Origin of the sequence: Methanospirillum hungatei JF-1, from assembly GCF_000013445.1 — an archaeon.
Lineage (GTDB): Archaea > Halobacteriota > Methanomicrobia > Methanomicrobiales > Methanospirillaceae > Methanospirillum > Methanospirillum hungatei.
Window position 1 is genome coordinate 2,643,533 of record NC_007796.1, and the last position, 15,586, is coordinate 2,659,118.

Genomic DNA, 15,586 nt, shown 5'->3' on the forward strand with positions numbered 1-15,586 from the left:
TCAGGTACCGGTTGTATTCCCTTCACGCACCATGGTGATGGCCTTCTTCGGGCATTCAGCTGCACAGATACCACAGCCTTTACAGAATACCAGATCAATCTCATATTCATCGTTAATGACCCCGTCAGGACAGTACATGGCACACATCCCGCATGCATTACATCTCTCCTTGTCCACAACCGGCCTGAAGACTCTCCAGGTTCCGGTATTGCCACAAGCACCCTCACGAGGCCGGGATATTGCAAGGCGCTCCCTCTTCTCCATTCAGACCAACTCCTCATACGCCATCAGGGCAGCTTTCAGGTTCCGTTCATCCGAGAACATCTCTTTGATTGCAGCAGCAGCAGACTCCCGTGAAAACAGACCCATCTTTGCAAGGGCACCAATAACCGGCGTGTTCAGGATGGGGCTTCCCGCAACAACCAGGTTTGTCTTCAGAGCAATTCCGGTCAGGTCCACATACCGAACCTGATACCCCTCTGCCTTCTTGGGAATATCAGGGGCATTAATAAGGACCTTTCCATCAGGTTTCAGCCCTTCAAACACATTGACCAGGTCAAGGATGGAAGGATCAAGAACCACGATTAAGTCAGGATTATGGATCTGCGAATACACCTTGATGGGCTTATCATCTATCCTGATAAATGAGACAATCGGAGCACCACGCCGCTCTGCACCATAAAAAGGGGCTGCGGTTGCAAACTTCCCATCCCTGAACGATGCTAGAGCCATCAGCTTTGCAGCGGTGACACCACCCTGACCACCACGAGAATGAAGCCGTATCTCATACATCAGGCATCAACTCCAAACCAGAACTCTTCCCCGATACGCCGATCTCTGACAAAGCCCGCAATATCATGATAGGTTACTTCCTGCCCGCCAAGACCTGCGATAACATTATAACACTCCTTTCCGGTCTTTGCACGGATAGAGGTCGCCAGAATTCCTCCAAACCCAAATGAATAGTTCCGGTCAATAACAACCAGTTCGCGGTCACCAAGGTTCAATTCAGGGAAGGGACGGATCCACCTGACCCGCATGGAACCTGCCTTTACCCCTTCATTCCGGAGAATATCCACAGCAACTTCTGCTTCTTTCCCCAGGGTTCCCATTGCCAGGATAAGAACATCTGCATCCTCGCACCGGTACTCCTCAGTCCAGGAGTACTTCCGCCCGAAGGTCTGTGCAAATGCCTCTTCAGTCTCTTTGATCACCTGAACAGAATCCCGCATTGAGCGCTCGATATCATACCTGATCCTGAAATAATCAGCAGATGAAGTCATACATCCGTACCCTGCAGGTGCATCAGTCTGTATTGCATGATCAAGGACCAGCGGCGGAATGAAATCCCCGACCTCACTCTCCTCAAGCTGCTGTGAGATGTGAGAAAGGGCGAATCCGTCTAGATTTATCATAACCGGCAGGTAGACCCTTCTATCCTCAGCAATCCGGAATGCCATAAGCGTTGCATCATATGCCTCCTGGACTGTTGAGACATATACCTGGAGCCATCCGGTATCCCGTGTCTGGAGAGCATCCGTATGTTCAGCCCAGACATTCCAGCCAGGCCCGAGTGCCCGGTTCACATTTGCCATGACGATCGGAAGTCTTGCACCGGCAGCCCAGTTGACCATCTCATGCATATATAAAAGCCCATGAGAACTGGTGGCAGTAAAGGTCCTGACCCCGGTGATGCTTGCACCAATACAGGCTGCCATCGCCGAGTGTTCACTCTCAACCGGAATATATTTCGATTTGAGACTGCCGTTTGTCACATAATTGGCAATCTGCTCAACAATCTCGGTCTGGGGGGTGATGGGGTATGCTGCCACAACTGCTGGGTTTGCCTGTCTGACAGCTGCGGCGACCGCATTATTCCCGGTGGATACCGTCAGCATGTTCCCTCCGCCTCTGCCTTCAAAAGACGCAGATTTCGTTCAATCTCTCCGCGAATCACCCTGATAGCATCTTCACTAATACTGGAGAAACGCCCCTGCATCTTCAGATAATCCTCCAGTGGTGCCGGCTTTATCATAGCAGCCTTTGTGGGCCCACTCAAAGTCAGGGAATCGTACTCCCGTTCGTACATGGCCCATATACCGGTCTTTACCGCCATCTTTCCGACTTCAATCGTCTGTGATGCATCATACCGCCAGCCTGGGGGACAGGGGGCAAGAATATGCATGAACTTGGGGCCCTTGATCGACAATGCCTTCTGCACTTTCTTCACCAGATCCTGAGGGTAGGCACTGCATGCGGTTGCCATATAGGGCAGATGATGTGCGGCAATTATCCGGTCAAGATCCTTTTTTACATGGGTTTTCCCGCCAGGAGTCGTTGTTGTTCGTGCTCCGAGAGGAGTTGAACCTGACCGCTGCATACCGGTGTTTCCGTATGCCTCGTTGTCATAACAGATATAGAGGAAGTTGGTACCACGCTCAAGTGCTCCGGACAAGGCCTGAATACCAATATCTACCGTCCCGCCATCACCTGCATACGCGATGACATTGGTGGTTCTCCCCATAGATTCAAACGCCGCAGCCATTCCTGATGCAACCGCCGCAGCCGCAGCAAACGCCACATTATACACCGGGATGTTAAACGATGTATTCGGCCAGACCCCCTGCAGAACACTGGTGCAGCAGGCAGGAACTACCAGAACAGTATCTGGTCCGGCCGCCTTGAGCACGTGTCTGAGAATGAGGGACGAGCTGCACCCTGCACAGGCAGACGTACATTTCCATATATATTCGCTCGCAGAAGTCCCTGACATGACAATCTGTACCCGTTTGTATGCAATGATAAATAATGATAGTTTAATTGACAGGGTCATCCCACGCCCTGAAAAACCACAGGTTAGGCACAAAAAAATCTGCGGCAATGCTCTGGCCTGGATGAATAAATAGTGCAGCAGAACCCCTCATTCTCACGAGGTCTCAAAAAGGGGCATGAATCAGGATACCGGCTCATCGATTCACGATCACGGAACCTGACCAGATCATCTCCCCCGATTTGTGCAAAAAACCGCTCCTTTGTCAGGGTGAAATGGCAGAAATGGTGTGACTCTCCAATACTCCGCTCGATAACCATATACCGCCTCATATGCAGGCAGCATCTCCCGCACTGATTACAAGGCTCAGCCATTTACCCCCTCATACTCAGCGTAGGCGTTAATCGCCTCAAGGAATAGCTGCCCGTACTGCATAAGCCTCCGTTCCCCGACCCCGTATATCGTCCGTAAATCCTCTGGACATCTCGGCCTTGCCTTAGCCATCTCACGCAATGTCCGGTTTGGAAAGATTCGGAAGGGGGGCATATCCAGTTCATCTGCAATGGTCTTTCTGACATCCCGTAAAATCTCATACAGGTTGTTCTCTGCCGGTGATCTCTGACCGTCATATGGCTCACCTGGTAACGCAGACTGAAATTCCGGCTCTCCAATCCTGACCGGTATCTTTCCTGCAAGGGCATCCTTTGTCCGTGGGTTCTTTCTCACCACCGGATACCGTGACCCGTACCTGGAGAGGTACCCGCAGGCGATAAGCTCCCTGATCCAGTACACCCACACCCCTCTCCGGTGGGGATGCCCGGACCCAAAACAGGCAAGCGTATCATGGCCCCGTGCGATGACCTTCTCGTCTGCTGTCCCGGAGATGATATCTGCGAGATAGGAGACACCATAATCATCTTTCAGTTCATCAATACAGGCTGCAATGACCGCAAGGGTATCCCTCCCGTCCATGGTCTTCCGCCCTGAATGGCATGAATCACAGTTCCCGCATGACGGCTTATCCCATGATTCACCAAAATATGTCAGGAGAACGGCACGCCTGCAGGCACGTGACTCACAATACCCGACCATCTCATGCAGCTTCCGGAGACTGACCTGCCGTTCGGTCCCTTCTGCCATCTGTTCAATCAGGTACTCAATCTTGCGAAAATCCCCTCGTGAATAGAGGAGCAGACATTCTGCAGGATCACCATCCCTCCCGGCCCGTCCTGTCTCCTGGTAATAATGCTCAAGGTTTTTCGGGAGGTCAAAATGCACCACGAACCTGACATCAGGCTTGTTAATCCCCATCCCAAATGCTACCGTCGCAACAATAATCCGAACCTCATCCCTGAGAAACCGGTCCTGGGTCTCATGTCTGACCGACTTTGGCAGATCGGCATGGTAGGGAAGGGCGGAGAACCCGTTTTTCTGCAGTACTCTGGCAAGATCAGTAACCTGCCGTTTTGAAAAGCAGTATACAATCCCGGATTCATTCTGATGACTCTTCAGGAACTGAACCAGTTGCTGCTCACCGTCTTCCTTCTTTACAATCCGGTAGATGAGGTTTTCACGATTGAATGAACCGACAAAAACCGCAGGGTTATGAAGGCTGAGCTCACTGATGATATCACTCCTGACCGATGGTGTAGCGGTTGCCGTCAGTGCAATAATCGGAACATCGGCAAAGGTTCTTCTGATAATTGAGAGCTTCCGGTATTCAGGCCTGAACTCATGCCCCCACTGGGAGATGCAGTGGGCTTCGTCAATGGCAAAAAGGCTGATCCTGGTGGATTTTAAAAACTCAATAAATGACGGCTGTACCAGACGTTCCGGAGAGATATACAGAAGCTTGAGTGAGCCATCAAGGATAGATCCTTCAATGCTCCGTTTATCCTTCACATCCTGGGTACTGTTCAGAAATGCGGCTGGAATCCCCGACTCTGCCAGACAGTCCACCTGATCTTTCATAAGAGCAATCAGGGGTGATATGACAATCCCGACCCCGTCCCTGATAAGAGCCGGTATCTGGTAACAGAGTGACTTTCCCCCGCCGGTTGCGATCACCGCAAGCACATCCCTCCCTTCAAGCACATGGGTGATGATCTCCTTCTGTCCTGGCCGATATGTTCGGTACCCAAACCACCTGTGCAGGACATCTTCCGGAAGAGGACCTTTCATTTGCATACAGGTTATATCGGATAAAAGAAAACTGCATCTTCTCAGGCCCCGGATGAGGAACTCATTTCAGAAAAAAATTCATAAAATGAGCGAAAGATTCATGAGTATACATCCTGAAATGATGACTTACTCAGAAGTGCCGGCATGAGTGAGGAGGTGCCGGGGATAAGAGGATAAAAAATGGGCACATTTCTTGTTGACTATCAGAATCAGGACACAGTTTCAGATACCGAACCCGTGATTACACAAAAATCAATACAGGCCGCCAGGACCGCGACGAAAGGGAGTGGAAACCTTCAGGTTGTAGAATTCATTCTGGGAAATGAACTCTTCGCCATAGACCTGTTTGACACGCGGGAAGTCATCAATACAACCGAAATTACCCCTCTTCCAAACACTCCCTCATTTATCAAGGGGATCATTGACTTACGGGGGATAATAACCACCATCATCGATCTCAAAGATATGATGCATATAACCAGGGAGGCGGACGGAAAGAAGAGGTCACGTATCATCGTCCTTGATGCCGGTGTATCAGAGAAGATGATCGGGGTGCTGGTTGATGATGTACTGGCAGTCTCGACCTATACTCAGGATGAAATCGACCAGGACACCCATGCCTCAAAAAGGAGTGACCGGGACATCCTGGGTATTATCAAGAAAAAAGTCCGAACTGCTGATCATGACAAAAATGAACTGATAATCTGGCTTGATATCAGGACCATGATCGACAAGGTCAAGCAGGATCTCTAACCCTCCCGGCCGGGTAAAAGAAGCGAGTAAACCGTCCCTAAAAGATGCAGTTCTTCTGACTGGCGGGCAATTCTTTTTACTTTCAGCCCCGGAGCCGGGATCTCATGCCAGTCAAGATCTGCCTGCACATCCCAGAGGATGAGACCTTCCGGTGGTGCAGGTTTTACCTTATTTTTACATTCCCCTTTAAGATACTGCGTGAGATCCCTGATGGCCATCTCCCCTTCAGATACCTGATATAAGGATCCGGCCATGCATCTGACCATGTGCCATAAAAAACTCTGTGCCGTGACTTCAAGCCGGCATCCGTTCTCATCAGATATTACTTCAATCCGGTCAATCGTCTTTACCGGGCTTTTCCCCGGCTCTATCCGTGCAAAGCAACGAAAATCATGTGTCCCCAAAAACAAACCGGCAGCATCTCTCATGGCGTTGATGTCTGACGGAGGCCTGCTGAAATAATACCGGTAGGTACGGATTATGACATCATACCTAGGGTAAAATGATTCTGGCGCATAAGCCCAGGCAGACACCCAGATATCAGGAGGTAATTGTCCGTTCAGAGCCCGAACCGCGAGATCAGGATTATGGGTTGAGAGCGCAAGAATCTGGCATTTTGCATGGACACCGCGATCGGTCCTGCCTGAAAGGGCAAGCCTTGATACCTGACGGCTGGTAATTATCCCTGCCCGTAAACAGGCAGCCTCTATCTCTCCTTCCACCGTCCGCTGATCCGGCTGGTATTGTGATCCAAAAAAAGAGGTCCCGATATACCCGATCCGAAAGGCCAGTCTTACCTGTGAAGTCTTCCCCGGATCTTCCGCCATGAGTTACGCAATGACTGTTTGGTATAAATCCTGACCGGTGTTTTTCTCCCGGCAGGTTTTGTCTTTCCTTCTTGTATGGCGTTCAATACAGACCCGATGTTCCTATCAGCATCGATCAGGGTCCGTCCATACCCGATAAACCGGGCATTATGGGCATCACTCCCGGCAACAGCGGGCTTTCCCATCGTCCTGGCAAGACGCATCGCCCGATGGTTTGCATGAGGGATGACATACCGGCTGTTATACACCTCAATAGCATCAGCGGCACCAAATGCCTCGGCACACTTCAGTGCGGCGCCATGCCGGTACCGGTGGAACGGGTGAGGAAGAATGGTAATCCCACCAGCCTGTCTCACTTCCTGTATGGTATCGAGAATCGGAAATCCGGGAAGGGGAGCTTTTTCAACACCGAGTGCGATCAGGTGTCCTTCCCTTGTTGAAACCTCCACACCGGGTATTATCAGGATATCGGCAGATATCTCACAGGCTATCCGGTACCCGTCCATCGTATCGTGATCTGTTATTGCTATAACATCCATCCCTGCCGTGACAGCAGCTGCAATCACCTGTGCGACCGTGCTCTCTCCGTCCTTTGAACAGGAAGTATGGATATGGAGATCGGCTTTGAGCATCCCTGACTACATTATTTTTTTATCTTCCCGGTATTAAGGAAAGGGTGATGAGGATCCTGCTGCCAACCGGAAAAGTTACGTATACCATCGTTCAGGAAGCTGCAAAAGGCTTTGACGCGGATGTGGTGGTGACCGGTGAACTCGCTTCATTTCTGACTCCTGGTCAGGTACGCTCCCTTCTCAGCTCAGATGCATCCTATGATCTCGTCCTGGTGTCCGGGATGTGTACGGCATCATTTGCAGATGTGGAACAGGAGACCGGCATTCCAATTTACCGGGGACCTCGTCATGCAGCTGATATCGGCCTTGTGCTCCCGCTGATTGGAAAGATTGAACTCTCCAGGGACATTCCTGCCGATGAATTCCTGTCAGGTGAACGGAGAAAAGAGGCATTAGCCAGGATATCACGAAAAGAAGCAGAGAGGGCGCCGACATTTGCTCTGAGGGGAGTAAAGATCGGCGGTGGGACCAGGATAAAAGTACTGGCAGAGATCATGGACGCCCATAGAACCCCCGATTTACGCACAAAGGTTCTGAAATTTTTTGAAGAGGGGGCAGATATCGTGGATCTCGGATTCGGGTTTGACGCAACACCGGACGATGTTCGCGCAGTATTCCGCCAGCTTGAGGGTATTGAAGGGCCGCTTGCCGTCGATACCCAGGACCCGGCACTTATCAAAGCCTCGCTCTTCCGGGCCGATCTCATCCTTTCCCTGCAGGAAGAGAACATCCCTCAGGTTGGAGAGAAGGTTGCAGAGGCAGGATGCGGAGCTGTTATCGTGCCCGGTGAGGCAGGACTCCTTGCTAACATCCGGCTGGCAGAAGCATCCGGGATCACCAGAGTCATTGCAGACCCGGTTCTCCAGCCCTGTGGTTCAGGACTGGTAGAGTCGCTTGCCGGGTTTACCGATCCAGAGTGCCCCCTCTTTTTTGGTGCAGGAAATGTCATCGAACTCTGTGATGCAGACTCGGTTGGTATGTGTGCCCTTCTTGCCGGTATGGCTTATGAAACCGGTGCATCAGTCATATTCTGCAGTGAGCACAGCGACAAGACAACCGGATGTATCGCAGAGATGCGGATCGCAACCGATATGATGGCTCTCATGGACGGACGGCCGTACCCGAAGGATCTTGGTATTGACCTGTTTCGGATAAAGGAAAAGAGAAGACGAAGGGAACCGCCACTTGAATATACAGAGATGATTCAGGCCAGTCCGATGCCACGGGAGATAACCTATGATCCCCGGGGGAATTACCGGATTGGTATCGAGGACGGATATATTGTTGCAGTCCGAAATGGAAAGGCAATAAAAGGTACCAAATGGCAGGATGTATTATTCACCATTCTTCAGACAGACGGAGTATCGCTCTTTGACCATGCCGGGTACCTCGGTGCCGAGCTGTTCAAGGCAGAACTTGCAATCAGGTTCCAAAGAAGTTTTGAACAGGACGGGCCGTTCTGAACACAATAGCCTTGTATCATCAGAACCGATGAATAGGAAGGATCATTGAGAGGCTACAGTGTAAATGGAATATTTCAATACCATAAGAAATTTTTTCCAAAGGATTTTACCCTATATCAGACGGAAAAGCCGCATTAAAACAGCGAATATCTTCGCAATCAAAAGGATCCAGCTGGATCTCCTCCTTGCAATGGGCCGGGGATCACATCCCCGTGAATTTGCTGCACTCCTGTCAGCAGAATCCGGAATTATTTCTGACATCTATCAGATACCAGGGTCTATCGGGGGAGAGGCAAGTGCCCAGGTTCCGTTTGAGATGGTCCCCTTGAACCTGAATATCGTCGGAAGCGCCCATAGCCACCCGAACGGGGTATTACGCCCATCAGATGCAGATATTCGCTTCTTCTCGGTCAGTGGCAGCCGTCATATCATCGTCGGAGACCCGTATGGCCCGGATGACTGGCGGTGTTTTTACCCGGACGGAACTCCTGTCACCCTTGAGGTGGTGCCATGATCCGGGTTGTTGCAACCGGAACCTTTGACATCCTCCATCCCGGACATCTCTGGTACCTTGAGGAATCAGCAAAACTTGGCGATGAACTCTATGTGATCGTTGCCCGTGATGCAAATATCCGCCATAAACCAAGGCCGGTCATACCAGAAGAGCAGCGATTGGTGATGGTAGCAGCCTTAAAACCGGTCACCCATGCCGTGTTAGGGGATCTTGAAGATATGTTCCGTCCAATCCGTGAGATTAAACCAGATATCATCACCCTTGGCTGTAATCAGCACTTTGACCCAGAAACTCTGCAAAAGGCACTGGAAAAACAGAACATCAGGGCACAGGTTGTCAGGATATCAGAACATTCCAGTTCTCCTTTTACCAGTTCCCGGGACATTGTTAGAAAGATTGCTGAGCTGACGCATCAAAGGAGCCAGACCCGGGAGACAAAAGAGCAAAGAGAGTGTGGTGCCGTATGATCCCCCTGCTCGCATACCGGGATAATTCATGTGATCCCAGAAAATGCACGATGAAAAAACTTGAGCGTGCCGGGATGGTCAGACTCTTCTCCCGTCTTTCAGCCATTCCACGGACCAGCCTTATCCTTGACCCGACGGCAGAACAGGCCCTCTCACCGGCCGACCGGGAAAAAACACGTACCATCACCGCTCTTGACTGTTCATGGGAGGTACTTGACACAGATCAGGTCCGTTCATGGAGATTTAAACGAGCCCTGCCATATCTGCTTGCTGCTAATCCGGTGAATTTCGGAAGGCCCTTTCGTCTCACCTCAATAGAGGCCATGGCTGCAGCACTGGTCATTCTGGGAGAGAAAAGTCAGGCAGAGGAGATTCTGGCAAAGGTCAGCTGGGGTATCAGATTTTTACAACTGAACGAGGAACCGTTGGCTGCATATGCAGGAGCACAGGATAGTCAGGAGATCATCGCTATTCAGGGAGAATTCCTCTGACAGAATTTATCTACTGTGAAAATACCATACAAATGAGGAACTGATGGGGATTCGAGACTGGATTGGGGGACAGGACGGGAGCCCGGCAACGCCATACTGTCAGAAAGGAGAGACACAACTTGTAAAGGAGAAGTATGAAGCGGCGGTTCAGACATTTAACCGGGGCATTGAACTGGACCGGAGCCATCCCGGATGCTGGGTCGGGATGGGAAAAGCATTTCTCGGTCTGGGCAGGTATGACCGTGCGGATGACTGCTTTATCCGTGCCCTGGATATCGATCCGGAAAATCCTGAAGCCCTGACCATGCGGGCATCTGTCCTCCGTCTCATCGCCCTTCAGAACCAGGATCCCATGCGGTGCCTGGAAGCAGTCGAGATATGCAACAAGACCCTGAAGATCCATCCTGAGTACGGGCCGGCCCTCCATGAGAAAGGGATGGCGCTCTGGACCCTGGGAAAACGCGACGAAGCAATGAGCCTGTTTGAGCAGGCGAAAAAGATACATGCATCATACCCGTACCCCTGGGATCTGAAAGGGCGGTACCTGTTCGAAAAGAGGCAGTACCATGAGGCAATCGAGGCATATGAAGAGGCATTAGAGAAAAAACCCCAGGACCCGGATCTCCTTTTTTCCATGGGCCGGGCTCTCATGAAGATCGGGGGGTATCATTCCGCCATCCAGTTCTTTAAGAAATGCCTCAAGATTCGTCCAGATTACACCGCTGCATGGCTGCTCCTTGGCAACTCCTACAAGGTCTTAAACCAGTTTGATGAGGCGATAGATGCCTACGAAGAAGCAATGGAACTGGATCCGGGCAGCACCAAATATCGCAAGTATATAGCAGATGTCTACCTCGTCATGGGAAAAGAGGCCCTGTATAAGGAAGGAAAACCTCAGGAGGCCATTGAATACTTTGATAAGACCATCCGGATGATCGCAAACCACATAACCGCCTGGTTCTCAAAGGGAGTGGCCTATAAAAAACTCGGGGCATACCGGAATGCAACGGCATGTTTTCTCAAAGTGGTGGAGATGGATCCCCAGAACGGGCATGCCTACTATGAGATGGCCCAGATCCTTGAGAAGACCGGGAATAATGAAGAAGCGATCCGGTGCTACCTTGAGACGATCCGGTGTGATCCATCCCATACCGATGCCATGTATAAGGTAGGAAACCTGCTCATGGAAGGCGGGGATTATAAAAATGCCATAGCCTATTTTGACCGGGTTCTTGATAAGATTCCCGAGTCTTCAGTAGCCTGGTTTGCAAAAGGAAAAGCACTCCAAAGACGGGGACAGCAAAAAGATGCTGACCGGTGTTTTGAACGGGCTTCAAAACTCGCCACACGGTAGATCAGATATCAAAACCAAGTTTATTCGGTGCAGGAACAACCTGAGGCCCGTTAAATTCCGGATTTCCATACAGATATTCAACGATCAGTTCGGCAAACCTTTTTGCATCTCCCGGGTCACGGGCGGTCACCAACCGGTCCAGGAAGACAAACGGCTTGTCCTCAAACTTCACGTCCATCTTCATCATCTCCCTGATAGGAGCTCCGGATATGACCGTTGCAGGACGCTTTTTTAATATCCCTGCCCGTGCCATAACCACCGGTGCTGTACTAATGGCCCCGATGACCTTGCGGTGAATCCGAAAGATCTTCACCAGTTCAAGAAGATCCGGGTTATTCCAGAAATGGGCCTGGGCTCCATGTCCCCCTAATATGGCAAGGGCGTCAAACTCATCCTCTCTGGTCAGGATGACCTCCTCAAAGCTTAAGGGTACATACACCCGGCCACCAAACGTACCCTTGGCCTGCCCTTTTTCCCGTGACACAAACTCGTATGGAATCTTGTTCTGATCAAAAACCGCCATGACCTGTGCCAGTTCCTTGTCATGGTACTGGGTTGGGGGGACTGCTATCAGGATTTTCATAGAAAAAAAGATCAGGTGCTGGATTCTGATGAACCGCCACTCAGGTAGTCAGCCATATCTGGTGTGATATATCCAAGTTCGCCCAGACCAAATGTTCCTTTCTCTACTTCACCAAACTTCGGGAAGTCAGGAAGCGTACTGTTGGTGTAATTCGGGATGATATCATCAAAGTATCCGATGGCTTTCTCAGCCTGATCATAATACTTCTTGGATTTCTCATAATTCTCCTCGCCATTTGAGACAGATGAGACATAGGTCCGGTCATTGATATATGACTCATAAAAGTCCCGGGCCTGTGAGATCAGGTAGAAGAATGCATCAATGTAATTCGCCTTTGTATAGAAGTCTTCTGCGACATTCATGCCAATGAGATCCATATACGTACTATCTGCCCATTCCAGTCCTTCACCAGTCAGGAACCGATGGCCCGGTGACTTTTCAGTCTTGTCATTTGTAGGATCATCATCAGGGAGCCGTGCCCGATCAACATAATCCTCAAACCAGCGGATAGTTGTGGTCTTGAACTTCTCGGTCTGGTCATCAGCAGATGGGTCAGGAGCCTTCTGGGTCATCGGAATGGCAATATCCAAACCTTCAAGGGTATCGCCCTGCTGCTCTGCTTTTTCTTCAGGCATTGGTTCCCCTGCCGGCGGGAGAGTGAACATGGTCATATTCGGATAGAGATCCTTGATCTTGTTCCAGAACTCGGCAGCGACCTGACGGTACTGATCTGCAACGGTATAATATTCAGATCCATCCGTTGTCTTTGAGACGGATTTTAAATATGCATGGTAATCAGTATAGGTCTCTCCCGCCTTGGAGGTATAGTAGAGATATGCCGCGATGTTATGTGCATTGGGGTAGAGATCCGGACTGACATTCTCCATGATCAGCCGATAATAGGCGTCAGTCACCTCACTCAACTTTGCCCCGGTCGGGACAGAAGAGTTCGATATCTTTCCGATGATCTTTTCAGCCTCGCTCTTGAATGCTTCGTCTTTATAGGGGTTCGCATCAGAAGGGGCCTTCATACTCAGGGGCATCAATTCAAATGTGGGTGCAAATCCGGCGCTACAGATGGATACACAGAGCACCAGTGCAGCGATGCCGGTCAATATAAGATATACGCTGCGTTTCATACCCTCAGTCATCATATAGGCAACTCAAAAAGGTTTCCTATTGTGATGGGAAGGACTGGTTGTGCTAGTTGCGCCTGACAACAGATATAGCCATACCAGTCTAACCATCAGAGATACAAGGTGGGCTCTGTGGCTGACGAAAAACAGGTTGAAGCAATAAAGGGAGGTGTCGCTTCATGGAATCAGTGGAAGGCAGAAAATCCAAGGAAAAGACCGGATCTCAGAGGTGCTCATCTGACAGGCCTCTCCCTAGATGGGATCAACCTGAACGGGGCACGATTATCTGAAACCGACTTTGAATTTTCCAGCTTAAGAAAAGCGAATTTTGCCGGGGCAGACCTCACCAGGGCAAACCTTTCCAATACTGACCTGACCGACGCGATATTCCTGAATGCAAATCTGCAGGGTGCCCGACTTACCGGGGCAACGGTCACCAGGGCAGATTTCCGGGGCGCAAATGTTGCCGGGGCAGATCTCAGGCAGATAAAGCGCGGGCTCTGATCAAGAGACGATAGAATACAGGGTGGTCCGTTCTGCAAGAACCCTGCCAAGGTCCGCACAGATATGCTCCATCTCTTTTGGATCCAGGTATTCACCCATCCCGCCTCCCGCTTCCCCGGTGACATCATCCAGGTACATCGTCCCGGCAAGGTCATCCGCACCGGCAAGCAAAGCCATCTGTGTCATTTTCACACCAAGTTTCGGCCATGACACCTGGATATGGTCAAAGTTATCCAGAAAGAGCCGGCAGACCGCGGTGGTCACCAGATCATCCCGTCCGGTCGGCCCGGACTGCACCAGGCCTTTCTCAAACAGGGGGGTCTTCTGATGGATATACGTAAGAAGGACCATCTCGGTAAATCCACCGGTCTCATCCTGAATCTTCCTGATTCGGTCCAGGTGTTCTGCACGATCCCGGGGAGTCTCCGTAGATCCATACATAATAGTTGCCGTTGACCGAAGACCACGGCCGTGTGCTTCCCGTGTTATCCGCTCCCACACATCGGTCTTAACTTTCGCCGGACATATCGTCTTTCTGACATCATCGACCAGGATCTCGGCAGCGGTCCCCTGAAGAGTGCCAAGACCCCCCTTCATAAGACGGTCAATAACATCTGATGTCGGAAGATTCTCCTTTCGTGCGACAAAATCCACCTCATCAGGGGAGAACGCATGAATATGCACCGATGGATAGACCTCATGGACCCATCTCATGAACTGCAAGTACGTCTCCAGAGTAAAATCAGGATGCACCCCGGAGAGAAAACAGATCTCAGAGACTTTCCGCTCTTTTGCCGCCCGTACCTGCTCCTTTACTTCACTCTCGCCAAACAGGTATGCCCCCGGGCTGTTTTTTGTCCGGCCAAACCCGCAGAATCCACAGAGGTTCTTACAGATATTGGTGATATGAATGTTCTGGTTTCTGACAAAGGTCACCCGGTTACCGTTTTTTTGCCTGCAGAGCTCATCTGCTGCACGAAAGAGATCAAACACCTCCGGGCCCGTGACTGAAAACAGGAATGTTGCCTCATCCGGAGTGAGACGATGACCAGCAAGGGTGTCAGATAAGAGGGTCTGCAGATGCATGGATCAGACCTTCCTGCCCGATTTCATCTCCTCCTCCCGCTTTGCCCGGTTTCGGAGATAGAGTTCATGAAGGACCATGATAACGACCACAATGATGATAACCGGAACAATATTGAGGGGAAGGTATCCGACCAGGGGAACCTGATACATGGCTTTCCCGATGATCCACTCCTTCTTAACCGGTTCGATGGGTCCTCCCAGGTTCCGGTAATTTGACCATCCGACCTGATCGATCACCGGGTTATTATCACCTTTGGTAATATATCCTGCATGAGGAGCGGTATACGTCCCTGTTCTCTGGCCAGCAGTAACGACGATCTCCTCACCCTCTTCTACCCAGAACATGGCACGGTGAATGATGGGATGGAGCTCGGTATTGCCATTCGGGCGGTAAATGATGACATCGCCGGGCATCCCGAACTTCTCATATCCAGAACTATTCCCCTCTTCCATGCTTTGCAGAGATCCGTACCGGTCCCCGGCGACCACCAGAACCAGATCCCCGACATTCATATGTGGGACCATGCTCTCTGACTCGATGGTCACGATCGCCGGCCAGGTTCCACAGATGATGAGCAGTACGGCAACCACTGCCCCGACGGTTACCAGAACTGATGCAATCTCCCTGACCGCTGACGGTATCTGCTCCTCGCTCTTCCAGAACCTGATAATTTTATCCTGTATTGATTTCTTGGCCTTTTGATCTGCCATGATGTCTGTATATGGTTTTTGAGCTGGCCTCTTAAGGGTTCACTTCACCGGTCAAAGTCATGCCATCAGGGCTCGCCCGTGTGTATGTATATTTCCCTCCATGCTGAAGGTACT

General features: G+C 50.8%; 19 protein-coding genes. 7 read left to right on the plus strand and 12 right to left on the minus strand.

All coding sequences use genetic code 11. The annotated features are described in order from the left end of the window. The 6 genes from MHUN_RS19240 to recQ all read right to left on the minus strand — a co-directional run bounded on the left by MHUN_RS19240 (position 1) and on the right by recQ (position 4,957). Positions 1–264, minus strand: coding sequence for a 4Fe-4S binding protein (locus MHUN_RS19240; protein ID WP_011449353.1), 264 nt, complete (start codon positions 262–264; stop codon positions 1–3). After that, positions 265–792: a 2-oxoacid:acceptor oxidoreductase family protein gene (locus tag MHUN_RS12465; RefSeq protein ID WP_011449354.1), complete on the minus strand. Its 528-nt coding sequence runs from the start codon at positions 790–792 to the stop codon at positions 265–267. It lies immediately after the preceding gene. Further along, positions 792–1,898, minus strand: a complete 1,107-nt coding sequence (gene porA, locus MHUN_RS12470; RefSeq protein WP_011449355.1) for a 2-ketoisovalerate ferredoxin oxidoreductase subunit alpha — start codon at positions 1,896–1,898, stop codon at positions 792–794. Before porA ends, MHUN_RS12465 begins: the two co-directional genes overlap by 1 nt. Then, entirely contained in the window at positions 1,892–2,773 is an 882-nt protein-coding gene (locus MHUN_RS12475) for a thiamine pyrophosphate-dependent enzyme (RefSeq protein WP_048068029.1), read from the minus strand. The genes porA and MHUN_RS12475 overlap by 7 nt, the downstream gene beginning before the upstream one ends. An 83-nt stretch (positions 2,774–2,856) precedes the next feature. After that, positions 2,857–3,144: a YkgJ family cysteine cluster protein gene (locus MHUN_RS18395; RefSeq protein WP_011449357.1), complete on the minus strand. Its 288-nt coding sequence runs from the start codon at positions 3,142–3,144 to the stop codon at positions 2,857–2,859. After that, entirely contained in the window at positions 3,137–4,957 is a 1,821-nt protein-coding gene (gene recQ / locus MHUN_RS12485) for a DNA helicase RecQ (RefSeq protein WP_011449358.1), read from the minus strand. The genes MHUN_RS18395 and recQ overlap by 8 nt, the downstream gene beginning before the upstream one ends. A 174-nt stretch (positions 4,958–5,131) precedes the next feature. On the opposite strand from recQ, the gene MHUN_RS12490 reads away from it, so the two are divergent. After that, complete coding sequence (locus MHUN_RS12490; RefSeq protein WP_011449359.1) at positions 5,132–5,704, plus strand: chemotaxis protein CheW; 573 nt, start codon at positions 5,132–5,134, stop codon at positions 5,702–5,704. Here MHUN_RS12490 and truA read toward each other — a convergent pair. Further along, entirely contained in the window at positions 5,701–6,531 is an 831-nt protein-coding gene (gene truA, locus MHUN_RS12495) for a tRNA pseudouridine(38-40) synthase TruA (RefSeq protein WP_011449360.1), read from the minus strand. The two genes, MHUN_RS12490 and truA, sit on opposite strands and share 4 nt — an antisense overlap. Further along, a complete protein-coding gene (locus MHUN_RS12500; RefSeq protein WP_011449361.1) occupies positions 6,498–7,163 on the minus strand; it encodes a CehA/McbA family metallohydrolase in 666 nt (221 codons plus the stop codon). Before MHUN_RS12500 ends, truA begins: the two co-directional genes overlap by 34 nt. A gap of 47 nt (positions 7,164–7,210) precedes the next feature. Here MHUN_RS12500 and MHUN_RS12505 point away from each other — a divergent pair, with 47 nt between their 5' ends. From MHUN_RS12505 to MHUN_RS12525, 5 genes are all read left to right on the plus strand, one after another. Further along, positions 7,211–8,626, plus strand: a complete 1,416-nt coding sequence (locus tag MHUN_RS12505) for a dihydropteroate synthase-like protein (RefSeq protein WP_011449362.1) — start codon at positions 7,211–7,213, stop codon at positions 8,624–8,626. A gap of 190 nt (positions 8,627–8,816) precedes the next feature. Beyond that, positions 8,817–9,140, plus strand: coding sequence for a Mov34/MPN/PAD-1 family protein (locus tag MHUN_RS12510; protein ID WP_239441527.1), 324 nt, complete (start codon positions 8,817–8,819; stop codon positions 9,138–9,140). Continuing rightward, positions 9,137–9,607, plus strand: a complete 471-nt coding sequence (locus tag MHUN_RS12515; protein ID WP_011449364.1) for an adenylyltransferase/cytidyltransferase family protein — start codon at positions 9,137–9,139, stop codon at positions 9,605–9,607. The genes MHUN_RS12510 and MHUN_RS12515 overlap by 4 nt, the downstream gene beginning before the upstream one ends. Then, positions 9,604–10,098, plus strand: a complete 495-nt coding sequence (locus MHUN_RS12520; RefSeq protein WP_011449365.1) for a DUF367 family protein — start codon at positions 9,604–9,606, stop codon at positions 10,096–10,098. Before MHUN_RS12515 ends, MHUN_RS12520 begins: the two co-directional genes overlap by 4 nt. Before the next feature lie 43 nt (positions 10,099–10,141). Further along, complete coding sequence (locus MHUN_RS12525; RefSeq protein WP_011449366.1) at positions 10,142–11,452, plus strand: tetratricopeptide repeat protein; 1,311 nt, start codon at positions 10,142–10,144, stop codon at positions 11,450–11,452. A gap of 1 nt (position 11,453) precedes the next feature. Here the strand turns inward: MHUN_RS12525 and MHUN_RS12530 are convergent, their stop codons facing one another. Beyond that, positions 11,454–12,035 (minus strand): DJ-1/PfpI family protein, encoded by a 582-nt coding sequence (locus MHUN_RS12530; protein ID WP_011449367.1) that lies wholly within the window; start codon positions 12,033–12,035, stop codon positions 11,454–11,456. Between the two features lie 11 nt (positions 12,036–12,046). After that, a complete protein-coding gene (locus tag MHUN_RS12535; protein WP_143709496.1) occupies positions 12,047–13,174 on the minus strand; it encodes a hypothetical protein in 1,128 nt (375 codons plus the stop codon). 129 nt (positions 13,175–13,303) lie between these two features. Between MHUN_RS12535 and MHUN_RS12540 the strand changes: the two genes are divergently transcribed. Next, entirely contained in the window at positions 13,304–13,675 is a 372-nt protein-coding gene (locus tag MHUN_RS12540) for a pentapeptide repeat-containing protein (RefSeq protein WP_011449369.1), read from the plus strand. On the opposite strand, the gene cofH is transcribed toward MHUN_RS12540, so the two are convergent. After that, positions 13,676–14,761, minus strand: a complete 1,086-nt coding sequence (gene cofH / locus MHUN_RS12545) for a 5-amino-6-(D-ribitylamino)uracil--L-tyrosine 4-hydroxyphenyl transferase CofH (protein WP_011449370.1) — start codon at positions 14,759–14,761, stop codon at positions 13,676–13,678. A 3-nt stretch (positions 14,762–14,764) separates the two neighbouring features. Continuing rightward, positions 14,765–15,472, minus strand: coding sequence for a S26 family signal peptidase (locus tag MHUN_RS12550; RefSeq protein ID WP_011449371.1), 708 nt, complete (start codon positions 15,470–15,472; stop codon positions 14,765–14,767). Between the last annotated feature and the right edge of the window lie 114 nt (positions 15,473–15,586).